This is a genomic window from Streptomyces sp. Alt3 (genome assembly GCF_030719215.1).
GTDB lineage: Bacteria > Actinomycetota > Actinomycetes > Streptomycetales > Streptomycetaceae > Streptomyces > Streptomyces glycanivorans.
In genome coordinates, this window is sequence record NZ_CP120983.1 from 5,757,961 (window position 1) to 5,782,792 (window position 24,832).

The following is a 24,832-nucleotide window of genomic DNA, read 5'->3' on the forward strand; positions in this document are numbered from 1 at the left end:
TATGGATCCGGCGGACAGCACGGCAGGGACGGTCCCGGGAGGGAGATCGGCCAGCATGCGTCTGCCACCGGGCGACTTCGGCGTCGTCCTGGCCACACTCCGGGCACGTCGGGGGTGGAGCGTGCGCGAGGCCGCCCGGCGTGCGAACGTCTCCGAAGGGCAGATCTGCAATCTGGAGAGCGGGTTGCGCAACCCGACGCCCGCTGTGGCTGCCGCATGCGACGCGGCCTTCGGCACCGGCGGGGAACTCGTCGAGCTGGCCGGGGCCGGACGCCGCGGCGCCCCGTCCGAGGACGTCGTCGAAGGCCGGCTCCGTGGTCTCCGGATACGAGCGGGTCCTGTGGGAGCTGAAGGGCATCGGTAGATCCACCGGACCGAGGTTCGTCAGCGCCTCGATGAAGTCGATCACGCGGATCCTGACAGACGCCGGTCCGCACGCCGTTGGCGAGCAGCGTGCCGAGATCTGGCTGCTGGCCTCACGGTTCGCCGAATACACGGGCTGGATGGCACAAGAGGCGGGAAATCCCGCGGAGGCGTTGCGCTGGACGAATCTCGCCGTCCGCTGGGGCGCATACGGCGGGGACGAAACGGTGGCCGCGTATGCCCTCGTCCGCAAGGCGTTCATCGCCCAGCACCGCGGTGACACCTGTGCGGCGATCGGCTTCGCCGACCAGGCGGCCGGGCATCCGGCGGCCAACCCGGTGATCCGCGCGCACGCCGCGCGACGCGCGGCCCAGGGGCATGCGCGCCGAGGCGATGCGGGGGCATGCCAGGAGGCACTGGAGCGGTTCAGAAGCCACGCCGCCGAGGTCATCGGCGAACGGACCCCTCACTGGGGCCCGCGCATCGAGAACGGCAACCCTCGGCTCATCGAGGCGTCCTGCATGCTCAGCCTCCGTCGTTTCGAGCTGGCCGCCGACCTTTTCGCCGCCGACCACCGGCCGGCCGAACCGGCGGACAGTAACTCCCAGGCCCGCTTCGCGGTTCGGCAGGCGACAGCCCTGGCCGGTGCCGGCCGCCTCGACGACGCCTGTCAGATCGCCGAGGCCACGCTGCCCGTGATCAAGCGCATCGATTCGGCCACCGTCCGCGCGGAGCTGGGCCGTTTCGTGGAACAGGCCCGGACCTGGAGAGCCAGCCCGGGCCAACTTGCCCTCATCGACGCATCGGCTGCCCTCGCGATCGGCTGACAGCAGGACGTATCCGTGCTCTCCGCGCGCGGGGATGGTCCGTGCCGCGCTGCAGAGGTGTGCGTCCTTGGCTGCGGAACGAGATCTCTCGAGGAGGGGCAGGTGTCCGTCGGGGCTGGCAGATGCTCACTCTCACCCCGGGGCCTTCTGTAATGCGGCGAATGAAGTCACCTGGACTTCCCCCGAAGCCGGCAGGTGAGTACGACGCGCCTGATGCGGTGCAGCGAACGCTGCACCGCATCCGCTGGAACCGGATCGAGCGGGGCGCAGCCGGGCCGATATGCCCGGCTCTCTGAGGAAACTGCAGGTGAGACGCGCCACCGGTTTGGGTTCGAGTCCCACCCGCCCCACCAGTTTCACCCTGCGGAAACGTTCTGACCTGCGGAAACGTCGATTTCTCGGCTGTCCTCCGTGCGGTATGCCTGCGCGCCGTGCGGTACCGGACCCGCTGGCGCATCGTGGCAGCGCCCCTTGAAGCGCGTCTGATCCGGCCCTTTTGTGACGAGCGCCCGGTCGAACACCGCGATGTGGTCGGCGGCAGGGTTGGCTCCGGAGCGACCGGGCCACAGCTGTCCCGACACGGCCGCGCGACCGACTCCGACCGTCCGGGCGACCGGACAGCAGTTCGTACGTCACGTCCGCGACGGGCGCGTCGCGACCTGCTGGGCTGCCCACGCGCGCCCTGCGGCCCAAGGACCGTGGGGTGGCCGGCGTCACCGGTACAGGAAGCGGTCGACGCAGAGGAAGCGCAGGGCGAAGACAAGGGTCATGGCTGTCGCCGTGGCCAGCAGGGGCGTGAGGCCGAGGCCGGACACGAGCAGCAGCATGAGGGGAATTCGGGCCACGAGATCGGCGTTGGCGAGCGCGATGAAGCTCAGCAGCCGTGCGCGAGGGCCCATGTGTTTGCGTCCGCGGTAGAGCACCCTGTCGATGAGCACGAAGTTCCAGAGCACACCGACCTGGTTTGCCATGACCTCGGCGGCCGCGTAGTGAAGGCCGGTCCTGTGGGTCAGCGCCCACAGGACCGCGAGGTTCGGCAGGAACCCGGACAGGCCGATCGCTCCGACGGCGAGCGCGCGGGTGGGCATACCGCTGGTGCGCAGGCGTAGCAGATGACGCAGGAACCGTAGCCCCTCGCGCACGGTCGACTTGGACTCGCCCGCGTAACGGACGCCGAAGTCGTACGCCACTTCTGTGACAGAGCGAGGACGGCTGCGGACGATCAGTTCCAGGAGGATCTTGTAGCCCAAGGGCCTTACAGCACCGGTGCCTTGTGCACGGCTGACCACATCACGGCCAATGGCGAAGTAGCCGCTCATGGGATCGGTGACGTCGCGCAGGACTTTCGGGAAGAGCGCCTTGGCCACCGATGTGGAAAAGCCGGACACCAGGACGCGGTACCGGGTGCCGAGGCCGCTGTGATCCCCACCGCCGGTGTAGCGGCTCGCGATGACGAGCTCGGCCCCCGTCTCCTCGCCCTTGGCGATCAATTCGGGCAGCAGTGTGGGCGGGTGCTGGAGGTCCGCGTCCATGACGACGATCCACGGGGAGACGCTGAGGGCGATGCCCTCCATGACCGCACCTCCCAGACCACCCACCGGGTCTGCCCGATGGTGCACGCGGACCTCGATCGGCAGTCGCACGGCCTCCTTCTCGATCGCCTCGGGGGTGTTGTCCGTCGAATCGTCGACGAAGAGCACCGAGAACTCCTGACCGGGTGGCACGGCAGCGGATATACGACTCAGCAGCTCGGGTATGTTCGCGGCTTCGTTGAATGTCGGAATCACAATGGTGACCCGGCGGCCTTCGGCTGCGTCCGCGGAATTCTCCAAATGGAGGGAGACGGGTTTCGGCTCGGACTCCGAGGGGGACGCACTCGCGGTCATCAATTCCTCCCGGGAAGGCTGGTTCTCATCGGACGTCGATGGTCCGGCGAAGTGGCAGCATCCCGCCCCATGTTTCGCTGACAAGTCAAGCTGATGTCTCCGCAAAGGCACTTGATCCCTGCTGTGACCCGGGTTTCTCGGCTGCCGCTCGAAGAGCTGACCCAGCCGACGGAGCGCGCTCCACGAGATCATCGAAGGCCCGGGTGACGACACGGCGGGGCGACGAGCGCGCGTACCGCTGTCCGCGCTGCGCGCCCAGGCGGCGGTCCCCGGGGCGTACCCCGTGGCTGCTCCCCGCCGAGGCGAGGCGGGCCATCCCCTCGCGCGGTCCGTCCACCGACATCGACGATCCGTCGGCGCTCCGCCGAACGCGAGTCCCAGCGCGACCGGCTCGCGGTCGTGGCGCGCGGGCGGACGGTGCTGCTGCAGGGCGGAGACCGCGCGGAGACCTGTGCCCGGCCGGGCCGCCGACGCGATCCGCGGGTTCGTAGAGGGGCGCCGCGCCCTGGGCACACATCCGGGCGGCGTGCACATGGATCGACCGGCGACGGCGTCACCGAGTGCGTGGGTGGCAGCAATGCCGTTTCGGCGGAAGGCCCCGCACCACCGCTACGAGACGGCCTGTGGCTCGCGCCTGAACCACGCCCGCTCGCCGGACCTCGCCTTCCCGCTCGCCGGGATGTACCGGGACGGCATCCCGCTCCGACCTGCTGCCTGACCGCCCAGTTTCACCTGTCGGTCAAAGACGTGGCTGCGCGCCGGCATTTTCGAAAGAATCGAGGAGCCGAATTCATCGGGCATGAATGTGAATCCGCCTCAAGCCTTGCACGTCTGATATCGATAACGCCGTCGACCGGCGGGACTGAAGGATGGTTCTTGTGAAAAGACTTGTCGTCGAACCCAACGAGCGCAGGCAGATCGAATGGCTGATCGACGACGTGCTCGAGGAGTACGGTCATTGGGACCCGGGCCATTTCGTCACGCACGCCAAGACGGTGGCGGAGTCACTGCCCATCCGGGTCCGCCAGTTCTTCCGGCGCATCCAGACCGACGAGACCGACGTGGCAGTGCTGTCGGGGCTGCCCCTGAGCAACGACCTCGAACCGACCCCGACCGGTTGGGACATGGCGCAGAAGAACGGCGTCGGCCACCGGGAGGAGATCGTGCTCATGCTGTGCAGCGCGGTCCTCGGCGAGCCGTTCGCCTGGGGCAACCAGCAGAGCGGTCGCATCATGCACGATGTGTGCCCGGCGCCCGGCAAGGAGCGCTCGGAGACCAGCGGTAGCAGCACGGCTCCGTTGTCGCTGCACACCGAGGATGCCTTCCACCATTGCCGCTGCGACCATGTGGCGCTCTACTGCCTGCGCAACCAGGACCGGATCGGTACCACCGTCGTGCGAGCCGACCGGCTCGACCTGCCCGAGCGGTTGTCCGGGATCCTGTCGGAAAAACGGTTCCACCACCGTCCCGACCAGTCACACGTCGGGCCGCACGGACATTCCAGCGGGGCGGCGGAGGTGGACGCAATCCTGTTCGGCCCGCCCGAGGCGCGATACCTGCGCATTGACTTCGACGACACCTGCGCCGCGGACGAGGATGACCACGCCGCTACGGAGGCCATCGCGGAGCTGTACAGGTACGCCTGTACCGCGCAGGAAAAGGTGGTTCTGGAGCCCGGCGACGCGATCTTTCTCGACAACTACCGCGTTGTGCACGGCCGGGATCCGTTCCAGCCGAGGTACGACGGAACCGACCGGTGGCTGAAGCGGGTCAACCTGATCCGGGACCTCCGCCGGGTGTTCATGGCGACCGAGACCCGGTCGCGCATCGTTGTGTGAACCACCGCCGGCAGACCCCCCGGCCGTTCCCTGAGAAGTCAACCATGTTGAATCATAAGGAAAGTTGACGGATCCGGCCTTGTGGACGTCAGGCCTGCCGGTGTTGGCTGTGGCCCGTGGATCTCTGCATCAACGTCGTGCTTTGCTGACCTCGAATCCGAGTGTCGGCCAGCGGGCGTCCGTGAATATACGCCCGCCGGCCGCGGCACCGTTGAGCTGCCGGCAGGCGCTGGCTCTCGCCCCCCGTCGATTGCTGATGTCCAGCTGGCCGTGGCGGGCACTCGGCTATCTGTCCTCCGGAGCAGTCGTCGTGTTCTTGATCATGGGCGCGGCGATGAACGGAATGCTCTTCACGGAGAAGCTGCCCGGCTACGCCCAACTGATCGCGTGGATACTCCTGGCCGCGGTGCTCGGCATGCCGGTGGCCTCGGCGGAACGCCTCCGCCTGCGGATGGTGGACAGCGATCCCGTCGGCAATCCGCACACGGCCCCGGACGAGCCCGGCCTCAAGGCGTGGCTGCGGTTCCGCGTCGGCGAGGCGGCGACATGGCGCGAGTTCAGTTACGTGATCGCCCTGACGGCCGTGCTGCCCCTGATCGACTTCGGCGGTGCCCTGCTGGCGGGAAGCGTGCTCGTCCTCATCGCCGCCCCGTTCCTCGAGCCCTTCGTCGACCTCGGTCCGCTGATCGTCTTCGGCTACTGGGACGTCTCCACCCCGCTCGACCGGGCGCTGCTGGTGCTCCTCGGCCTTGCTCTGCTTCTGCCGGCGGCCTACACGGTCATCGCGCTGGCCGCGGCCCGGATGTCGTTCGTACGCCTGCTGCTGGCCCCGCGGGAGTCCGAGAGCGCAGCCCGCGTCCAGGACCTGACCCGGTCGCGCATCCGCCTCACCGACGCGTTCGAGGCCGAACGCAAGCGGATCGAGCGGGACCTGCACGACGGCGCGCAGCAGCGGGTGGTCGGGCTGATCATGACGTTGGGCCTCCTGGAACACGGGCTCCACGAGGAGCAGTCGGACCGCGCACGGCTGGTGGCCAAGGCCCGCAAGCAGGCCGAGGGCGTACTGGCCGAACTACGGGAGCTGATCCGCGGGATCCACCCCCAGCTTCTGACGGACCGTGGTATCGCGGCCGCGGTGGCCGAGATTGCCGACCGGAGCCCGGTACCGGTACATGTCGACATCATCCTTCCGCAGCGCCTCGTGCCCGCCGTGGAGACGGTGGCGTACTTCGCGGTGCAGGAGGCGCTCACCAACGTGGTGAAGCACAGCTGCGCCCGCGTCGCCCAGGTGACAGGCCGCCGGGAGGGCAACCACCTCGTGCTGCGCGTCGGCGACAACGGAGTGGGCGGCGCCCTGCCCAAGGACAGCCGCGGGCTGCAGGGTCTTGCCGATCGCGTCGCCGTGGTGGGTGGTGGGATCAAGCTGTTCAGCCCGCCCGGCGGACCAACCGAACTAGTTGTGGAGCTTCCGTGGCGAACCCCCGATTCCGCATAGTGCTGGCCGAGGACGCCGTCCTGCTGCGAGAAGGACTCGTCGAACTGCTGGAGAGGTTCGAGCACGAGGTCGTGGCCGCGGTGGGCGACAGCCGTGACCTGGCCACGGCGGTGGAGGAGCACCGGCCCGACATCGTGGTGACCGATGTGCGGATGCCGCCGGACTTCAACGACGACGGCTTGCGAGCGGCGATGGAACTGCGCGACCGCTACCAAGGGCTCGCGGTCCTGGTCCTCACCCAGTACGCCGCGACGGCTTACGCGTGCGAGCTGCTGGAGTCCGGCGAGCACTCCGAAGGCGGCCTCGGCTACCTGCTCAAGGACCGGGTCGGCGGAGTGGCCCAGTTCATGTCGGCGATCGAGTGCGTCGCTACGGGCGGCACGGTCGTCGATCCTGAGGTCGTCCGGCAGTTGTTGCGGCACCGGCGCCTGAGCGAGCCGCTGAGCCGGCTCACCTCGCGGGAGCGGGAGGTGCTGGCCCTGATGGCGGAAGGGAAGACGAACGCCGACGTCGCGGCGGCGCTGAATGTCAGCCAGCCCACGGTCGCCAAGAACATAGGCAGCATCTTCCTGAAACTCGGCCTGTCCGAAGGCGACGGCCACCGTCGCGTCCTGGCCGTGCTCACGTATCTGCGCTCCTGACAGCCCAGTTTCACCTGTAGGTCAAAGACATGGCTGCGCGTCGACGGGTCGGAGAGGCTCGACCGGACACGTTCGTCGGCAATGGACAAAGGGGCCTACATGGCTAGCAGCGTGGTAATCGTCGGTGGCGGGACAGCGGGATGGATGACGGCTTCCTACCTGAAAGCGGCATTCGGCGACCGGGTTTCGGTAACGCTGGTCGAATCGAAGAATGTGCCCGCGATCGGTGTGGGCGAGGCCACCTTCAGCACCATCCGACACTTCTTCAACTACCTGGGTGTGGAAGAGCACGAATGGATGCCGGAATGCCACGCCACCTACAAGCTGGCCGTCCGGTTCGAGGACTGGCGCGAGCCGGGCCACACGTTCTACCACCCCTTCGAGCGCACCCGTGTCGTGGACGGTTTCCCGCTCACCGACTGGTGGCTGCAGAAGAAGCCGACCGAGCGGTTCGACAAGGACTCCTTCCTCATCGGCTCCATGTGCGACGCGCAGAGCTCGCCGCGCTACCTGGACAATTCGCTCTTCGACAGCACCTTCGAGCGCGGTGAGGAATACCGCACCACGCTGAGCGAGCAGAACACCCAGTTCCCCTACGCGTACCACTTCGATGCGACGCTGCTGTCGAAGTTCCTGACCCGCTTCGGCGTGGAACGCGGGGTGCGGCACGTACTCGACGATGTGGTGGACGTCGTGCTGGACGACCGGGGCGCGATCGATCACGTCCGCACCCGCGAGCAGGGTGACATCCACGGCGACCTCTTCGTCGACTGCACGGGCTTCCGCAGCATGCTGGTGAACAAGGCGCTCGAAGAGCCGTTCATCTCGTTCCAGAACCACCTGCCCAACGACAGCGCGGTGGCCCTGCGCGTCCCGGTGGACATGGCCGAGCGCGGTATACGCCCGGCCACCACCGCGATCGCGCAGGAGGCGGGCTGGATCTGGTCGATCCCGCTGTTCGAGCGGCTCGGCACCGGCTACGTCTACGCCAGCGAGTACGCCACCCCGGACGAGGCCGAGCGCACACTGCGTGAGTTCGTCGGCCCGGCGGCGGAGAACGCCACCGCCAACCACATCCGCATGCGTATCGGACGCAGTGAGCGCGCCTGGGTGAAGAACTGCGTGGCGATCGGGCTGTCCAACGGGTTCGTCGAGCCGCTGGAGTCCACCGGCATCTTCATCATCCAGAACGGCATCGAGCAGTTGGTCAAGAACTTCCCCGGGGGCCACGAGGCGACCGACGACCAGCTCCGCAACACCTACAACCGGCAGGCCGCGCACGTGATGGACGGCCTGCGGGAGTTCATGGTCCTGCACTGGTACGCCTCGGGCCGCGCCGACAACCAGTACTGGAAGGACACCAAGACCCGGGAGATTCCCGACGGCCTGGCCGAGCGTCTGGAGCAGTGGAAGGTCAAGCTGCCCGACCAGGACTCGATCTACCCGCACTACCACGGATTCGAGTCGTACTCCTACCGTGCGATCATCCTCGGTCTGGGCGGGCTGCCGGTGCAGCCGCTGCCCGTACTGGGCAAGCTCGACGGCACCGCGGCGGACCGGGAATTCCAGCTGGTGGCCGAGCAGGCGGCCGCGCTGGTCGAGAAGATGCCCAGCCAGTACGAGTACTTCGCCCACTTGCACGGTCTTCCGGCGGCGCGGCGGAAGGCGGGCTCGGCGCGATGAACGCCGCTGAGTTCGCGGCCAGGACCGGCCAGGTGGCGCTCGCGCTGCTGGCCGTGCTCCTGGTCGCGTTCGTCGGCCGCGCGGTGGGCCGCATGGTGCGGCAGCCCACCGTTGTCACAGAGATCGCCTTCGGGCTCGCGATCGGTCCGGCCCTGCTCGCCTTCGGTGGTGAGCGGACGCTGCTGTCCGAGGAGACGACCGGCACGCTACGCACCATCGGGCACGTCGGGCTGGTGCTGTTCCTGATCGGGGTCGCGCACGAGTTGCGCCGCACGAGTGCACCGGCCCGCGGTCAACTGATCGGCTGGACCACCGCGGGCGCCTTGATCGTCCCGCTCCTGGCGGGCTGCGCGTTCGCCTTGGCGGTGCTGGCCGATCCCGAGCTGCGCGGCACCGCGCCCACCGCCGCGCTGGTGATGCTGCTCGCGGTCTCGCTGGCGGTGACCGCCGTGCCGGTGCTCGCGCGCATCCTCGAAGAGCAGGAGCTGCTCGACACCCCGATCGGCAAGCTCTCGATGACCGTTTCGTTGATCATCGACGTCGTCGCCTGGCTGTTGCTCGCGCTCGCGCTCGGACTGGCTGCGGGTGGGTCGGGCGGCCTGCCGCGGCTCGCCATGGTGGTGGCCGGCGGGCTGCTGGTGCTGTTCTGCCTAGGGCGGCTGCTGCGTACCGGCGCCGTGACGGCGTTCCGGGCACGCTTCAGCCAGGTCACGGCCGTGCTGATCGGCGCCGCTGGACTGGTGAGTTCCTGGGCTTTCCAGGAACTGGGGGTGGCAGAGATCTTCGGCGCCCTGCTGGTCGGACTCGCCATCCCCGTCGACGGGTGGCACGGAGTGGTGCACCGGGTGGGCCGGGCAGGCCGCCTGCTGGTGCCGGTCTTCTTCGTGGTCACCGGGATCACCGTGTTCTCCGGGCAGTTTGGCGCGACGCCGTGGTTCGCGATCGTGCTCGCCACTGTCCTGGGCATCGTCGGCAAGGTGGGCGGAGGGTACCTCGGGGCCAGACTCGGCGGTGCGCCGGCGTCGGACGCGGTGCGCGTCGGGGTGCTGGTCAACACCCGAGGCCTGACCGAACTGGTGGTACTTCAGGCGGGTTACAGCGCGGGGATCCTGACCGCGCCGGTGTTTCTCGCGCTGGTGGTCATGGCGCTGGTGACCACGGCGATGACCGGACCGTGCTACAGCCTGCTCGAACGGCGTGCGGCGCGCCACCGGAAGACTTGGGCCCTGGTAGAGGAAGGCAGCAGGTGACGATGATGGATTCCGGAGCGGAGGGCGGCGCCATGGGAGGCTCCACCACGATGACGGCGGTCGCGCCGGCGCAGTTCCGTTCTCTGATGTCGACGTTCCCCAGCGGTGTGTCCATCGTGACCACATCGGACCTCGACGGGCAGCCGTGGGGAATGACGTGCTCGTCGGTGTGCAGTGTGGCGGTGGATCCGCCGACGTTGCTCGTGTGCCTCCGCGAGGGGAGTCCCACTCTGGCGGCGATGTCGCGTCGCTCCGCCTTCGCGGTCAACCTGCTGCACGCCCGTGCCAGGGCGACGGCGGACCTGTTCGCCTCCGGAACGCCTCATCGGTTCGACCTGTTGCGCTGGTCGGCCGACTCGGAAGCAGCCGGTCCGCACCTGTCCGACGATGCCCACGCGATCGCCGACTGCCGGATCACCCGGATGGTCCGGATCGGTGACCACACGGTGGTCTTCGGCGAGGTGTTCCGCGTGGATCACCCGGCGACGGAGGTGGCGGACAACCGGTCACCACTGTTGTACGGACTCAGGGAGTACTCGTCCTGGCAGGTTCGTTGAAGTAGTTCTGCGGGTGGGCGGTCCGCGCGGGTCACCGAAGGTGTGTGACTCCGCACGGACCGTCTTTCGCGTGGGCCCCGTGCCGTTGGGGAACACGCAACCGGTCGGTCGGGACGGGGGACGATCCGACCACCGGGGGACTCCCGTGTGTTGTGCTGTGCCTCAAGTGAAGCACGCACCCCTGGGCCGCGCCGTAGTCCTGGTTGTAAAAGACCGGTATCGCTAGCTATACCGGGCGACACCCACCGAAACGAGAGAGCCTTCCTCTCCGGTCTCCACCGGAGAGGAAGGCTCTCGACGACCGCTGTGGGCCCGTGGTCGGGGCCTTGGGACGTGGGCCCGCTCAGCGCCGGTCCGTCACCGCCGTGAGGCTCTTGGGCCGCATGTCGGTCCAGTTCGCCTCGACGTAGTCGAGCGCCGACTGCCGGTCGGTCTCGGGCAGGGCGACCGTCCAGCCCGCGGGCACCTCGGCGAAGGACGGCCAAAGGGAGTGCTGGTCCTCGTCGTTGATCAGCACGAGGTAGGTGCCGTCCGGGTTCTCGAATGGGTTGACGCTCATGGCTTGCTTCCCCTTCGTAGGTTGTGGTCGAGCCCGCGCGGATCGGCGGCTCGATCCGAGTTTTCAGGCTTTCGCCGTGCTCACGACACCTTGGACGCGTGCCGCTGCCGCAGCAGCGCCACGCCGAGGGGCGTCAGGGAGTGAAGCGCCGTGTTGCGCTTACGGGCAGTTGTGACCAGTCCCGCCTTACGCAGCACCGTGGCGTGTTTGCTGGCGCCGGCCAGCGAGATGTTCAGCCGCTGTGAGAGCTCACTCGTGGTGCAGCTCTCCGAGAGCATTTGGAGCGCGGCGGCGCGCGTGTGCCCGACCAGGGCGCTCAACGCCTGCTCGCCACCCTTGTGGTGACCCCAGAACTCGGTCTCGACCGCGGTGTCCACAGGCACGGAGAAGACCAGGACAGGTACGCCGATCTCCAGGACGTCTTCCAGGATCATGCAGGCCTTGCCGACCATGAACAGCGATGGGCACAGCACGATTCCTCGCCCGTTGAGGTACACATCGTGGTCCGGTTCCCCCGCCATCTCCAGGACCGGGGGCTTCCAGTTCAGCTTCGGATGGAGGTTGTCCAGCAGGGCGTGCATACCGTTGGCGATGCCGATCCGGCCGCACGCGTCCCGCACCGATTCCATGTGACCGTGCATCTCCCGCCAGTGCGGCAACACGGCCACCTGGCAGAACTCGAACAAGGTAGCTCGCACCTGCTGACGGGTGCGTTCGTCGACCCCGATGTCGGACTTGCCGCTCGAGTAGAGCTTGAGCAACGGCAGTAACTCGTCGATGCTGCACCGGTCGGCGAGCTGCTCGATCGCGGCGATGCGGGTGCCGAGCTGCTCCCGGACTCCTTTGCGCCAGCCGCGGAAGGCGGGACTGCCTTGCCTGCCTAACTGTTTCAGCGCAAATGCGCTTTCGACGACGGGCCCTAACGAGGAAATCATGCTCAACTGCGCGACATCGTCAACCGTGAAGTGGATTCTCAAGTCTCTGTCCCCCTGTGCGTGTCAATGCTGGCGAGTGGCACCTCGGCACCTCGGCACGTCACCACGATCCGTCGGGCTACGGCACGCGCCCGACTGAGGAATTGCGCGGGAGGCCGCCCGCACATATCACACATCGTGATCAAGTCTCAAGCTGGTCCGAGTAGACCTCCACTAGCCTGCTAGGTTGTCGAAACGATGCATGATCGAGTCAAGTCGACACGGCAGCGGCGCCTGGCGAGCGCGCACCACCCGGACGTGGCTCGTCGGGCTGGGGCGAAGCCCCATCAGTACTGCAGTCGGGGTCCTCGAGTTGGTGAGAGAACCTGATCGTTTCGCGCTCGGCGGCGGTGTCGGGCAGACTCCGCCTCCGCAGGTCTCCGTACCGCATCACGCCTCCGAGGTGGTGACCGCTTCCGACCGGCCCCGATCGGCCGCTCGGGAAGTGAGGCCGCGGCGCAGGCCCGAGGTGCTGCCCGCTCCCGTGCTCACCCGTCGATCTCCAGATACGACACCCCCGTTGATTGAGCTGTACCGACATCCTTGGAGCCTCTGATGCCGTCCCGGCCTTGGTTGAGGCAACCTCTTCGTGGCGGTGCTGGTGATGTCCACATGTGTCCGGCCGGGCACATGGACGCACATGAAGAGGCAATGCTGGTGCCGTCGACACAACCTTCGGGACTGCGTACGTCGGCGGCCGTCACATGACCTCGGGAACCTCGGTGGCCGGGTCCGAACCGCTTCCCGCGGGAAGCGGGATCGATCGCCCGCCAATCACTGAAAGGTGAATTTATCGCCTTCCTTCGATCCGATCAAGTGGTTAAAGTGTCTCACCCGCCAACTCTGTGGAGTACTCGTGCCCGAACGCGTCTTCGACGGGGGCAAGCTGCGCGACTGCCGTGTGGTCAAGCGCCTGTCGCAGTCCGATCTGGCCGCAGGCCTGAACGTCAAGACGAACGCCGTCTACCGCTGGGAGAACCAGCTGGCAACGCCGCCGCAGGAACGCTTGCCGGCGATCGCCGCGATGGTCGGGGCCGAACTCGACGAACTCTTTCCGCGGCTGGAGCCACCCAACCTCGCCGATCTGCGCTGCGACGCCGGTATGAGGCAGTCGGACACCACGCGCTGCACCAACACCGCGTCGCCGATGCCGATCCGCGCAGCCGAACAGGGAAAGCGAGCACTGTCCGATGAGGCCGTGACGGCGCTGGCAGCCGCCTACAACGTCACCCGCGCTGAACTGCTGGCCGCACAGAGGCGATCGTTCAGCCACGATGTGCCGGATTCGGAGCCGGTGAAGAAGACGTCGTCGTCACAGGTCGTCAGTACTGTTGCCGAGAAGCTCAAGTACCTGCAGACGGAGATCCACGATGGCGTTGTGCCCTCGGACGCGGACCTCGCCTCGGCCGGCAATCGGAAAAGCGGCAGGGCCCTCCTGACGGAGGATCTGGTCAGGGATTTGCGAACGGGTACGCTGCCGACTGCCCCGGATGACGTTCTCGATGCCCTGGCCCTCGCATTCGACGTCCCCCCGGTGTTCTTCCGTAGCAGTGATCCGGAGATCGACCGCCTGGTCGTCTCGGCGCGAGCCGTGCGCAGCCAGTACACGGTGATGGCCGCGCGCGGCGGAGAGAGGGAGATCTCGCAGGAAGCGCGGGATCAGCTCCGGGACTTCATCAGCGACACCATGGCGGAGATCCTCGGCACGGATGCGGATGGCATGCCGACGTAGCAGGCGCCCCTACCGTCGGCATCTCCTAGCCCGCCACCTCGACATGGGCCGTACTGCCGCCCGTGAGCGCGCCGAGCGCCGCGTCCCACAGAGGCCTGCGCGACGGCGGGATCTCGTCCGGAGAGATCTCGTCGGGCGCGCTGAAGCGGAACGCTGTGAGTTCGCTTTCTTGCAGCACAATCGCCTTCTGCTGCTCAGCGGAAAGTGTTCCGCCGTCGAACACCCAGTAGATGTGGGGTCCGTCGGCAGTATGCACATAGGCGGACAGCAGGAGGCGCCCGGGCGTCCGGTCGATGCCGAGTTCCTCCTTGAGCTCACGCGTACATGCCTGCCTGGGCGTCTCGCCCTCGTCGACCCCGCCGCCTGGCAGGTTCCAGCCTTTCCTGTATCCGGGCTTGACGATGAGGTACTCGCCCTGGCCATTGGTGAGGACGGCCGCCGCAGACATGGTCGGTCGAGCGGGGGTGGCGTTCATCAGTGGCTCCTCGCGTCTGGAGAGCCGGCGTGGTCTGCACCGGTCATCGCCAGCAGGGTGCGGGCTTCGGAGTTGCGGATGCCGCTGTACGCCGCGGCCACGGCCCGCAGGTGCGGCACTTCGTGCCGTGGGTCGGTGCCGGGGCCGAAGGGATACGGTGCCGGAGCGGCAGAATTGCCGTGAATCGCAGGGATCCCGCACAGCAGGGCAGCGCGGAGCCACAGCGCCTCGGCCCGGATCTCGGTGTCGTGGAGACCGTCCGGCACGCTCTGCGCATGGTCGCGGGCCTTCTCGGCAAGGTCTGCCGGGGCTCGTCGCTGCAGTTCGAAGATCGCGTCGCGGATGTCGACCGTGTAGCGGTTGACACGCACGGGCAAGGAAGCGTCAGGGCTCGTGAACACGTCGCGGAAGGTGTCGAGGGACCGGCCGACGAACCGCAGGCGCGCGAAGAGATGGCTGGGCCTGTGACGTACGACGTCAGGTGCGGCCGCCGCCAACCGCTTCCAGAGCGGGTGCAGCGAGAGGAGGTTGCGGGCCGCCCGGTACCGCTCGGAGCCCGCTCGGCTGGCGGGTGCGATGGCGCCGATCCCCCAGAGCAGCGAGAACAGGTAGAGCAGGGAGTCTGTGAGTGTCTCCTGGGCATGGCTGGTGCCGTCGGACACCGTCGTCACAGTGATCGTCACGACGAAGGCGATACGCAGCAGCACGTACACCACGGCCATGACCATCGCGCAGGACATGAGGATCATGCCGATACGGATCGACCGAACCGGGGTCACCCGGGCCGCGCCGCCCCACTGGACGGCGCAGACCGCGGCGGCCGCACCCATGTAGAGGTAGAAGAGACCCATGTAGATCGGCAGACCCGGATCTCCCTCGTGGCGCTCCAGGAAGAACAGGGTGCTGGTGTCCGGCGGATTCAGCAGGAAGACGAACGCGGCCGTCATGACGGCGATCGTGCCGAACGAGGCGCGCGTGGCGATCCGGTGGACGGCGGCGGACAGGCGTGCGCTACGCCGCAGATCCACAGCGTGGCCGGCGTCCGCGTAGACCGCGGTGACGTAGCGCAACAGCACACAGATACCGACGATCGCCGTGGCGTGCTTGACCAGGAAGCCGAGATCGTAGATGCCCGTCGCGTCCAGGAGATCGTTGACCGTCGATGTCCGGCACAACCAGCTCACCGCCAGCGCGGCGAACGCACCCCACAGCGAGCGCTCGCGACGGCGCCCGCTCCAGGCGGACTTGGCTCTCAGGGCCGCCTGGACGAGTAGAAGGCCTGCGATCGCGCAGGCGAACGCATCGGTCACGGTCATGGGCCACCTATTCCGTGCTGGGGGTATCGCTACCGAACGGGTAGGCGAAGTCTTCGGCGAGGCGGCGGGCTACGGAGTCCTCGATGAGGTCAGGGCTGTCGGCTCGCCGGCTGATGAGGGCGGCCGCGTCCTCGGTGCGCTTCTCGATCGCGGTGTCGTAGCGGCGCCGGCCGGCAGCTTGGCCGGTGGCTACCAACTGCTCCACCCGCGCCGGTGTGAGGTCTCGCAGGACCTCGTCGGTGCCGACGACCCCGGTGGCATCCTCCGCCCAGAGGTGGACGAGCTCGTGCACTTTGATCTGGCGCTCGTGCGAGGGGGAACCGCCCTGGACATGAAGGATCAGGTCGAGGGGCCGGGTGTCGTGCTTGATCCAGAGGCCGCAGAAGCCGGTGAGGTTGGCCAGATGGGCCGGCATCGGCTTCAGGACGATGCGCCGACCGCGGGCCTGCTCGATATTCGCAACGAAACGATCAAGATCGAAGGGCCGCGGGATCGGCATGGAGGCCACCAGGCGCTCGGTCTCATGCCGCAGAACGCGCCGTTTGCGCCGGGCTCGCAACTTGTCGAGCGCGCTGGCCGTGAGGTCCGAGCCGGGGCATTGCCGCCTTGTCCGCTTCATCACCCATGGCTCCCCTCGGCCTCATGTCCGAAAAGAGATGGAACGTGCAGCCGATGGTGCGTCCGGGAAATGGTCGGCGACAGGGCGGCGAACGTCTTGAAAGAGTCTCGAAAGGGAACCGTGGAAGTGGTAGTCACGCTCATGGCAAGAAATGCAACAAAATCCCGCCGAGGCGTCAAATGATGCCGCGGTAAAGGACCTGGTGTCTTCCGGAGGTCAACCCGACGGGCGTCCTCGTGTTGGACGATGGGTGGAAATTTGTGTTGCTCCAAGTTCACCTGGGCGACACTTTCAGTCGTCCGAAATGACATGCCTGCAGCCCCCGTGTCGATCTCGAGAAAAACCATGGTGCGAGATGCGCTCGTGCGGCAGTGGCGCGTCACCTCCATTGCTGGTCGGCCGCTTGGTCGCGAAGCTCATGGGTGGTCAACTCGGCGATCGTAGGCGATCCAATCACTGTCTGAACGCTGGTGTGGACCTCGACATTGAGATTGGCGCAAATCTGCCTCTATCGATGGCGTGTTCGAATGTTTTTCCGCTGTGCACTCGTTTTGCATCCGTCCTCGGCGCCGCCCACTTCTTCGTGTCAGGCGTTACCGCAAACGTCCTCATGGGCGGCGCCGCCGGAGTGATGCTGTTCCAGCGCGACCTGCTCTCCACCGGCGCCCGCGATGGCGTCATGCTCATCGGTTGGAGTGGGCCGTCGGGCGCGCGGTGACCGACAATCGCACCCGGCGCCGTGACACCGCCCTCACCCCCGGCGTCGCCCACGCCGATTCCGCCGCAACGACCCCACGGGCCCGGATCCAGGCCGCCCAACTCCTCTTCATGCGAAGGGGCATGGAAGACAGTGCGGGCCATGCGACAGCACCCTCGGCATGCCTGCTGGGTCCGTCACGAGTCGTGACACCCCCTGAAGGCGGCGCTGAGCGGGTGGTGTCACGCCGTCGACCCGCAGGCCGAGACGGCGTGAGGCGGGAGCGCCAACTGACCTGCGGCACCCACACCTTCATGGTCACCGGGCGACGAACAGGGGACTTCGTCGCCCGGTTCGCCCGGCGCGGACGCCGGCTGTCCCAATCGGCCGGCAGGTGATCACCGAAGCGAACCACAATCGCGTACGGAAGGTCCCCGCATCGGCCTGTGCCCCGGCCGCCGAGGCGCACGCCCCCGGGATCCGCGACGGTGCCTGGGCGGTGAATCCGTACGGGGCGCTCGATGTGCGTCGACCGGCCAGCAGTCCGGAGCGGCCTCGCGACCTCGCTGTTTGCCGTAGGAGTAAAACTCTTTCCCCCGAGCGAATGCTTCGTATAGGGAAACTCTCGTCGATGCCGTCCGTGCGAGGCTGCCTCGATCCTTGAACCACAAAGCAACTTCCTTGAGGGCCTCGCTGCCCGCGCATAGCCTCCACTCGCAGAAGCCGATAAGGCCGTACTGCCCAGTCGTGGTCGCGTACTTCTTCCGTCTTCGCCGTCAGTCTTCCGTGCGACTCGGGAAACGGGCGCAAATCGATTCGAGTCGCGACTGCGTGACCGCACAAGGAAACGATGTGGAGATTGAGTAATGCTACCCAGTGCGTTGGAAAAAGCGATGTACGGCGTGTATGCGACAACCGCAGTGCATTTGGCGGGCAAGCACGGTGTTTTCGGCTTGCTCACTGCCGAGGAGGCGCCCACCGGCAAGATCGCCAGTGAACTCGGGCTCGACGAGGAGACCCTCGACCGGCTGTTGATCCTCCTCGACTCCTTCGGCGTCATCGAGCGGAACGAGCACGGTGCGTACCGCATCTCCGCGGAGATGGCGCCCTTCCTCGACCCGGAGAGTTCACGCTCGGTCGGCGGCTTCCTCAGCCATGTGATGAACAGCACCCTCGGTCGGCTGCCGCAGCTGGACAGCTACCTGACGGCCGGGAAGTCGGCCGTGGACGCCGCCCTGCCTGCCCCGTTCGACGTCATGTACAGGACTCCGAAACTCACCGAGGAGTTCCTGGAGGCCATGTGGCAGCTCACCTACGACGTCTCCCGCGAACTGGTACCCATGGCCGGGCTCGCCGAGGTCCGGCATCTGGTGGACATCGGCGGTGCGAGCGGGCCGTTCTGCGTGGCCGCGCTGGAGGCGACCCCCGGCCTGAGCGCCACGGTGTTCGAGCTGCCCGAGGTCGGCCCTTATGTGGCTGACACCGTCGAGCGGTACGGCCTGCAGGGCAGGCTGGACTTCGCCGCCGGTGACTTCCACCAGGACGAGTTCCCGTCGACCGAGTGCGTCGCGTTCGGCTACGTCCTCTCCGGCTGGACCGACGAGATCGGCCTGGAGCTGCTGCGCAAGGCGCATCGCGCGTGCGCCGACGGCGGCCGAGTCCTGATCATGGACCGCCTCTTCGACGACGACCGCCGCGGGCCGCTGCCCACCGCCGTGATGAACCTGTCGATGCACGTCGAGGCGAAGGGCCGGCACAGGACCGCGGCCGAGTACGTCGGCCTGCTGGAGAGCGCGGGGTTCGTCGACTGCGAGGTGCATCGCACGTCGCAGGACAAGCAGTTGGTCATCGGTCTCAAGAGATGAAACGTCATGCCACGGCTCGATGACGGCCCGTGGCTCCGACCGCAGCCATGGAGGACAGATGGAGACCGGACTGGCGTCCTTGCAATTCCCGGGACGGTGCGACGAGGTCATACAGCTTCAGCAGAGGGCGGGCCGAGGCGCGCTGACCGGGGATGAGCGCGCCCTGCTGGCCAAGCTCTACGAAGAGACGTACGCGGACCGCAGAGCCGGGAGCGAGGTGATGCGACTGTTGACCCGGACGTTCAGCCGGGAACCCATCCCGGAGTACTACCGCTACTCCAACCTGCACGTCTACTCGTGGTTCCTCGACCTGTATCCGACCGAACCCGTGGCCGGTGCCGTGCTGGCGCTGGAGGCGACGCTGGCCGACCTGGACGCGGTCGAGCGGCGCGCGGCTCCCCGGCTGACGGCCGCCGATCACACCGAGGAGCGGTTGGCCAGGCTGGACGCACTGCGCGAGCAGATCGGGCGGCTGCGCGTGGAGACCGACGGGGACACGACGGCAGCCGAGGTGATCGACCGGGCGCGTGGCGACGGGCTGGCGTGCTGGCAGGCGCTCGTACTGACCCGCTGCTCCGGTTTCCTCGCCTCGGGCGACCATCACGAGAACGTCTTCCTGCGCTCGGTGCAGGCGTGCGAGCTGGCCTTCTACCTGATCCGCTACTTCGCTGTGAGGGCGCGGACGTCGATCGGGCGCGGCGACGGCCAGGCGCGAGCGCTGATGGCGCAGCTGGCCCACTACGTGGAGTTGCCCAGCCACATATTCCACATGCTGCAGACGCTGACCCCGGACCTGTTCCTGAACTTCCGTGACGCCACCGGTGAGGCCAGCGCCGTCCAGTCGCTGAACTACCACATGATGGAACTGGCGGTGTACGGCTACGACGCGCGCAAGATCGAGGCGTACTCGAAGTTCGATCACCTGCGTGAACTGACCCTGCCGCCGCTGCGCTCGGTGCGTCCGTTGCGCGACGTGGTGCTCAGGTCGGGCGACCCGGAGCTGACCGAGGCACTCGCAGGAGTCGAACGCAGGCTGCTGACCTGGCGCGGCAGACACTACGGATTCGGCCGCCGCTACCTGCCCGGGGTCAAGGGATCCGGCGGAACCGAAGGTGCCGGTTACCTGAAGCGGTTCGTCCACAAGGACAACTTGATCCCTGAACCCATCACCACCGCACCCGGGCTCGATCTGCTGGGGTTCGCGTTCCGTTGACCCACCGGATCGGACGTCGGAGCTGCCGTGCCCGGCCGTTGCTCCGTTCTCCCTCGACCTGCCTCACGTGCCACGGCGAGCCCTGTCAGGCCCCGCTGTCGAAAGAGGCATTCCTTTACAGAAAGGACGATTTCCTTGTTGAACCGACGAATGAGAAGCGTGCTCGCTGCGGCGACGCTCACGGCGGCACTCGGGCTCGTGCCGGTCGGCACGAGTCAGGCGGCGGCCTGCCAATGGCAGAAGACGCTGTGGGAACTGCCGCCCACCACCGATCTCGGCACGCTGTACGCGAGCGACGGCGGCCGATACGGAGTCGGCGTCACCGGAACCAGGTCCCGCACCTGGCCGTACGGCTACAAGGAGAAGCAGGGGACGCTGTGGGACAACAAGAAGGTCGTGTTGCGGCTGCCCTCGATCACGCCGGTCGACGTCAACGCGGCAGGCCTCATCGCGGGCAACGGCCTCTTCGACGGCACGTTCACAGGCGTGACGGTGACCCGCACCGGGACGACGGCTCCGCTGCCGTTCGATCCGTCCTGGGACCACTCGTCGGCCGACGCGATCAACAACGCCGGTGACATCGCCGGGACCGCCTCGGTCGGGTCGAAGCGCGTCCTGGTGGTGTGGCCGGCGAGCGCCCCGGGGACCTACCGCGAACTGGCTGTCCCCGAGACCAGGAGTCTCACGGCCACCGACATCGACGAGCAGGGCAGGATCGTCGGGTACACCGACACGGAGGGATTCGTCACGGACACCAGCGGTCAGTGGCACACTCTCGCCGCACAAGGCCCCAACGGGATGGGCACTCCGTGGGCGATCCGGGACGGGCGCGTTGTGGGCAGTATGGACAGTGACACGACTTACGCCGCGGCCGAATGGAATGATCAGGGTTCGCCGGTCCGGACCATCAAGAATGGCGCCATCTCGGCAAAGGCCATCGGTGGTGCGGGAACCGTGGGCGGCCTGGGGTTCGTCAACTCGACTCCGCGGGCTGTCCTGTGGCGTGACGGCGTGGTTGCCGACCCGTTGTCCGGGGTCTCGGACTACTTCGGACTCACGGCGATCAGCACCGACGAAAAGACTCTCATCGGGAGCGATACCTCCACACCCGCGCAGTACGACTGCGTCTGACGCCCGACGCCGGCAGCTCCTCGCCGAAGAGGGCTGCCGGTTATCCGCCCGAAGGCCTCGGCAAGACCGCATATCCGGGATTCCGGGGTTCGGTAGGCGGTTCGAACGGTTCGAATAGCAGGCCCGCCTCCGGTTGTCCTTCGAACTCTCCATGAAAGTCGTGTGGGGCTTCCGTGATCCCTGAATTACCGATGTCCTGTTCCGGCGGTTTCGACCACCCCGTGACGGGGGAGGGTGGCAGGTGGCGGCGCGGCCTGGGTAGGCTCCAGTCATGTTTCGAACTGCGCGCAGCGCCACACCAGTTGACTGGTCGATTCGATTAGATTCGGTATCCAAAGTGTATGGCTCGGCAAAGAGCCCGGTGCAGGCCCTGGATGCCGTGAGCATCGAACTGCGGCGCGGCACCTTCACTGCCGTAATGGGACCTTCCGGTTCAGGTAAGAGCACATTTCTCAATTGCGCGGCAGGCTTGGATCGGCCAACTTCGGGTTCCGTTTGGCTGGGTGACGTCGAGTTGTCGAACCTCGACGAGATCCAGCTCACCGAGGTGCGACGGGAGCGAATCGGCTTCATCTTCCAGGCCTACAATTTGCTCGGATCACTGACCGTCGAGGAGAACGTCTCGCTTCCGCTGCGCCTCGCGGACCGGAAGACCGACCGTGCGTTCCTGCGCGAGGTGCTCACCGCGGTCGGCCTCGGTGAGCACCTCAAGCGGCGGCCGAGCGAGCTCTCCGGTGGTCAGCAGCAGCGAGTCGCGGTCGCCCGCGCGCTGATCACCCGGCCCGACGCCGTGGTCGCGGACGAGCCGACCGGAGCGCTGGACTCCCGGTCCAGCAAACAGGTCCTGGAACTGTTGCGACACGTCGTGGACAACATGGGGCAGACGGTGCTGATGGTCACCCACGACCCGGTCGCCGCCTCGTACGCCGACTCGGTGGTGTTCCTGGCCGACGGCAGGCTTGCGGGCGAGATGCAACGCCCCACCTCGGAGCAGGTCGCGTCGCGCATGACGCACCTGGGCGAGTGGTGATCCGCCTCATTCGACGACTGGTCCGCCTCGTGGTGCCGTACCGCAAGGACCTGTCGCTTGCGTGGAGCACGATCAAGGGGCGCAAGGGGGGGTTCATCGGTTCCTTCGTCGCGATCGCCGCGGGTTCGGCGGTGATCACCGCCTGCGGGATCCTGCTGATGTCCGGGCTCAACACCGGTGTGGTGCCTGAGCGGTACTCGGGCACGGCGGTAGCCATCGGCGGGGAGCAGTCGTACTGGCTGGACGAGAGCGCAGAGGTCCGCTACAGCGAGCGTGTCACGCTGCCCGCCGAGAAGGTCGACGCCGTGGCCGCCGTGCCCGGTGTCAAGTCCGCTGTCGGCGACGTCGACATCGACGTCAGCGTGCTGAACCAGGACGGCGAGGAGACGGGCGGCCCGGACGGTTTCCCGGTGTTCGGGCACGGCTGGTCCGGCGCGTCGCTCGGGCCTTTCCCGCTACGTGAGGGCAGTGCGCCCTCCGCGTCCGACGAAGTCGTACCCGACGCGGACCTTGCCCGGCGCGCGGACCTGTCGGTCGGCTCGAAGGTACGGATCGTGGTCGGCTCGATCCCCTCGACCTACCGTGTGGTGGGCATCGCCGGCCCGCCGAAGGGCGGGCTGGACCGGCAGTCCGCTGTGTTCTTCACCGATGACCGGGCGACCGAACTGTCTGGCCGTCCGGGCCGGGTGGACGCCATCGGTGTGCGCGCCGAACCCGGCGTGACCCCGGGGGCGCTGGCCGATCGGATCACGGCCGCGGTGCCACATGTGGTGGCACGCACCGGCACCGAACGCGGCGACGTGGAGTTCCTGGACGTGGGCGATGCCCGCAGCCTGGTGGTCGAGTCGTCGGCGTCGTTCGGCGGCACCATGGTGCTGATCGTGGTGTTCGTGGTGGCGACCACTCTCGGGCTGTCGGTGCAGCAGCGCAGGCGGGAACTGGCTCTGCTGCGCGCCATCGGTGCGACGCCCAAGCAGATCCACTGGATGATCGGCGCCGAGATGACCCTGGTGTCGTCGGCGGGTGCCCTGGTCGGTGCGATCCCCGGCATCGCGCTCGCCTTCGTGATGCGCGGCGTGTTCATCTTCGCCGACGCGATGCCGCCGGACTTCCGGATGGAAGTGGGGTGGCTGCCCTTCCTCGCCTCGCTGGTGCTCTGTATGGTCAGTGCCCGCCTCGGCGGGTGGCTGGTCGCGCGCCGGGTGGCCAGGACCAGCCCGGTCGAGGCGCTCGGGGACGCGGCCATCGAGCCCAAGAAGCTCGGCTGGATCCGGTTGACCATCGGTTTCCTGCTCATCCCGCTCGGCCTGCTGCTGACCGTGAGCGATGTCGCGGTCTCGGGCGACTCGGTGGCCGACACCGCGGCTGCCGCGGTCCTGTTGTTCGTCGTGGCGCTCGGGTGCGTCGGGCCCTTGCTGCTCAGAGGCGCCATCCTGCTGTTCGGCTCGGTCCTGAACCGGCAGTCCAAGGCACCCGGTTTCCTCGCCCATGCCAACGCGCGGGCCGGCGTACGGCGGCTCAGTACGGCAGCCACGCCGCTGGCCATGGGAGTGACGCTGGCCGCCGTGCAGGTGTTCGGAGCTTCCACGACGACCGCGGCGTCGCAGGAGCAGTTCGAGGCCGGCCTCCGTGCCGACCGCGTGCTGACCGCGTCGTCCGGCGCCGGGGTGTCCCCGCAGGCTGTGGACGCCGTGCGCGGCGCGCCCGGGGTCGCCGTGGTGACGCCGGTCGCGCGGATGCGGGTGCTGCTGACGTTTCCGTCCGAGGACAGCACCGCGACCAAGGTCTTCGCTGCCCAGGGTGTCGCGCCCGAACGGCTCTCCGACACCATGGACCTCGAGGTGATCGAGGGTGACATCGCGAAGCTGAAGGACGGGACGGTGGCGCTGAGCAGGGTTGTCGCGGAGACCGTCCGGGCGCACCGCGGGGAAACGGTCGACCTGCGGCTCGGCGACGGCACGGTGACCAAGCCACGGGTGGTGGCGATCTACGAGAGGGGCTTGGGCTTCGGGGACGTCACCCTCCCCAACGAACTCGTCGTCGCGCACACGACATCGCAGGTCAACAGTGCGGTGCTGATCAGGGCCGAGGACGGAACCGATGCGAAGACGCTCGAGGGCGCGCTGCGGAACGCCGTCGAGCGCTACCCGACGGTCGAGGTGGGTGACCGGGAGGCATTCCGGAACGCGCCCGGGTCCGGCAGTTCGGGCGACTGGGCGCTCAACCTCCTGTTCCAGACCCTGCTTCTCGGCTACATCGCCATCGCCGTCGTGAACACCCTGGTGATGGCGACGGCGGCGCGGGTTCGTGAGTTCGCCATGCTGCAACTCATCGGCGCCAGCCGGGAGCAGGTTCGCGCGATGATGAACGGCGAGGCCAGGATCGTGATCTTCTCGGCGCTGCTGTTCGGTCTGCTGGCGACGATCCCGCCGCTCGTCGGCATCAGCGACTCGCTGGCGAAGTCGCCCGTTCCCAGCATTTCCCCCTTCGGCCTCATCGCGATCGTGGCACTCACCGTCGCGCTCTCCTGGGGTTCGATCGCCATGGCCACCAAGTACGCCATGAGGCCTGCTCCGGTCGACGCGATCGGCGGGCGCGAGTGATCCGGCCGATGGGCCGCTGACACCGCGGGAGCAAGCGATGGCGCCGCCGGGCATCCGGCGGCGCCATCGGACCTCCGG

The 24,832-nt window shown here is 67.6% G+C and carries 21 protein-coding genes and 1 pseudogene; 16 read left to right on the forward strand and 6 right to left on the reverse strand.

Going from position 1 to position 24,832, the window contains the following annotated elements; all coding sequences use genetic code 11:
• Positions 1 to 55 precede the first annotated feature (55 nt).
• Positions 56 to 199 (forward strand): annotated as a pseudogene (locus P8A20_RS38960) (helix-turn-helix domain-containing protein); the annotation flags it as partial.
• Entirely contained in the window at positions 141 to 1,190 is a 1,050-nt protein-coding gene (locus P8A20_RS25345) for an NsdA family TPR-like regulatory protein (protein WP_511104023.1), read from the forward strand. The pseudogene P8A20_RS38960 and the gene P8A20_RS25345, both read left to right, overlap by 59 nt.
• Positions 1,191 to 1,903: 713 nt before the next feature.
• On the opposite strand, the gene P8A20_RS25350 is transcribed toward P8A20_RS25345, so the two are convergent.
• On the reverse strand, positions 1,904 to 2,977 hold the full coding sequence (locus P8A20_RS25350; RefSeq protein WP_306105198.1) for a glycosyltransferase: 1,074 nt from the start codon (positions 2,975 to 2,977) through the stop codon (positions 1,904 to 1,906).
• A 676-nt stretch (positions 2,978 to 3,653) separates the two neighbouring features.
• On the opposite strand from P8A20_RS25350, the gene P8A20_RS38755 reads away from it, so the two are divergent.
• The 7 genes from P8A20_RS38755 (at position 3,654) to P8A20_RS25385 (ending at position 10,540) form a co-directional block, all read left to right on the forward strand.
• Positions 3,654 to 3,794, forward strand: coding sequence for a hypothetical protein (locus P8A20_RS38755; RefSeq protein ID WP_327329245.1), 141 nt, complete (start codon positions 3,654 to 3,656; stop codon positions 3,792 to 3,794).
• Between the two features lie 220 nt (positions 3,795 to 4,014).
• The gene (locus tag P8A20_RS25360) at positions 4,015 to 4,914 is read left to right on the forward strand and encodes a TauD/TfdA family dioxygenase (RefSeq protein ID WP_306104294.1); all 900 of its coding nucleotides are present in this window, start codon (positions 4,015 to 4,017) and stop codon (positions 4,912 to 4,914) included.
• A gap of 256 nt (positions 4,915 to 5,170) precedes the next feature.
• Positions 5,171 to 6,409: a sensor histidine kinase gene (locus P8A20_RS25365; RefSeq protein ID WP_147964342.1), complete on the forward strand. Its 1,239-nt coding sequence runs from the start codon at positions 5,171 to 5,173 to the stop codon at positions 6,407 to 6,409.
• On the forward strand, positions 6,409 to 7,050 hold the full coding sequence (locus tag P8A20_RS25370) for a response regulator (protein WP_306105199.1): 642 nt from the start codon (positions 6,409 to 6,411) through the stop codon (positions 7,048 to 7,050). Before P8A20_RS25365 ends, P8A20_RS25370 begins: the two co-directional genes overlap by 1 nt.
• 99 nt (positions 7,051 to 7,149) lie before the next feature.
• Positions 7,150 to 8,733 carry a tryptophan halogenase family protein gene (locus P8A20_RS25375; protein WP_306104295.1) on the forward strand — a complete coding sequence of 528 codons (1,584 nt, stop codon included), beginning with the start codon at positions 7,150 to 7,152 and terminating at the stop codon, positions 8,731 to 8,733.
• Positions 8,730 to 9,983, forward strand: coding sequence for a cation:proton antiporter (locus P8A20_RS25380; RefSeq protein ID WP_147964343.1), 1,254 nt, complete (start codon positions 8,730 to 8,732; stop codon positions 9,981 to 9,983). Before P8A20_RS25375 ends, P8A20_RS25380 begins: the two co-directional genes overlap by 4 nt.
• A 2-nt stretch (positions 9,984 to 9,985) precedes the next feature.
• The gene (locus P8A20_RS25385) at positions 9,986 to 10,540 is read left to right on the forward strand and encodes a flavin reductase family protein (protein ID WP_261989071.1); all 555 of its coding nucleotides are present in this window, start codon (positions 9,986 to 9,988) and stop codon (positions 10,538 to 10,540) included.
• A 343-nt stretch (positions 10,541 to 10,883) separates the two neighbouring features.
• Here the strand turns inward: P8A20_RS25385 and P8A20_RS25390 are convergent, their stop codons facing one another.
• Complete coding sequence (locus tag P8A20_RS25390) at positions 10,884 to 11,099, reverse strand: MbtH family protein (RefSeq protein WP_147964345.1); 216 nt, start codon at positions 11,097 to 11,099, stop codon at positions 10,884 to 10,886.
• Between the two features lie 80 nt (positions 11,100 to 11,179).
• Complete coding sequence (locus P8A20_RS25395) at positions 11,180 to 12,076, reverse strand: ArsR/SmtB family transcription factor (protein ID WP_147964346.1); 897 nt, start codon at positions 12,074 to 12,076, stop codon at positions 11,180 to 11,182.
• A gap of 853 nt (positions 12,077 to 12,929) precedes the next feature.
• Here P8A20_RS25395 and P8A20_RS25400 point away from each other — a divergent pair.
• A complete protein-coding gene (locus tag P8A20_RS25400) occupies positions 12,930 to 13,805 on the forward strand; it encodes a helix-turn-helix domain-containing protein (RefSeq protein ID WP_147964347.1) in 876 nt (291 codons plus the stop codon).
• A 25-nt stretch (positions 13,806 to 13,830) separates the two neighbouring features.
• Here P8A20_RS25400 and P8A20_RS25405 read toward each other — a convergent pair whose 3' ends face one another.
• Genes P8A20_RS25405 through P8A20_RS25415 form a run of 3 tightly spaced genes read right to left on the reverse strand, consistent with a single transcriptional unit; the run spans position 13,831 to position 16,215 of the window.
• Entirely contained in the window at positions 13,831 to 14,280 is a 450-nt protein-coding gene (locus P8A20_RS25405; RefSeq protein ID WP_147964348.1) for an NUDIX domain-containing protein, read from the reverse strand.
• Positions 14,280 to 15,596, reverse strand: a complete 1,317-nt coding sequence (locus P8A20_RS25410; RefSeq protein WP_147964349.1) for an MAB_1171c family putative transporter — start codon at positions 15,594 to 15,596, stop codon at positions 14,280 to 14,282. The genes P8A20_RS25405 and P8A20_RS25410 overlap by 1 nt, the downstream gene beginning before the upstream one ends.
• A 7-nt stretch (positions 15,597 to 15,603) precedes the next feature.
• On the reverse strand, positions 15,604 to 16,215 hold the full coding sequence (locus P8A20_RS25415; RefSeq protein WP_261989072.1) for a hypothetical protein: 612 nt from the start codon (positions 16,213 to 16,215) through the stop codon (positions 15,604 to 15,606).
• Positions 16,216 to 16,687: 472 nt separating this feature from the next.
• On the opposite strand from P8A20_RS25415, the gene P8A20_RS25420 reads away from it, so the two are divergent.
• The 6 genes from P8A20_RS25420 (at position 16,688) to P8A20_RS25445 (ending at position 24,754) form a co-directional block, all read left to right on the forward strand.
• Positions 16,688 to 16,933, forward strand: coding sequence for a hypothetical protein (locus tag P8A20_RS25420; RefSeq protein ID WP_147964350.1), 246 nt, complete (start codon positions 16,688 to 16,690; stop codon positions 16,931 to 16,933).
• A 932-nt stretch (positions 16,934 to 17,865) separates the two neighbouring features.
• The gene (locus tag P8A20_RS25425; protein WP_306104296.1) at positions 17,866 to 18,777 is read left to right on the forward strand and encodes a methyltransferase; all 912 of its coding nucleotides are present in this window, start codon (positions 17,866 to 17,868) and stop codon (positions 18,775 to 18,777) included.
• A 58-nt stretch (positions 18,778 to 18,835) separates the two neighbouring features.
• On the forward strand, positions 18,836 to 19,990 hold the full coding sequence (locus P8A20_RS25430) for a tryptophan 2,3-dioxygenase (protein WP_306104297.1): 1,155 nt from the start codon (positions 18,836 to 18,838) through the stop codon (positions 19,988 to 19,990).
• 150 nt (positions 19,991 to 20,140) lie between these two features.
• A complete protein-coding gene (locus P8A20_RS25435) occupies positions 20,141 to 21,121 on the forward strand; it encodes a hypothetical protein (RefSeq protein ID WP_147964352.1) in 981 nt (326 codons plus the stop codon).
• A gap of 271 nt (positions 21,122 to 21,392) precedes the next feature.
• Positions 21,393 to 22,151, forward strand: coding sequence for an ABC transporter ATP-binding protein (locus P8A20_RS25440; protein WP_222723407.1), 759 nt, complete (start codon positions 21,393 to 21,395; stop codon positions 22,149 to 22,151).
• Positions 22,148 to 24,754 (forward strand): ABC transporter permease, encoded by a 2,607-nt coding sequence (locus P8A20_RS25445; protein ID WP_222723408.1) that lies wholly within the window; start codon positions 22,148 to 22,150, stop codon positions 24,752 to 24,754. The genes P8A20_RS25440 and P8A20_RS25445 overlap by 4 nt, the downstream gene beginning before the upstream one ends.
• Positions 24,755 to 24,832 lie beyond the last annotated feature (78 nt).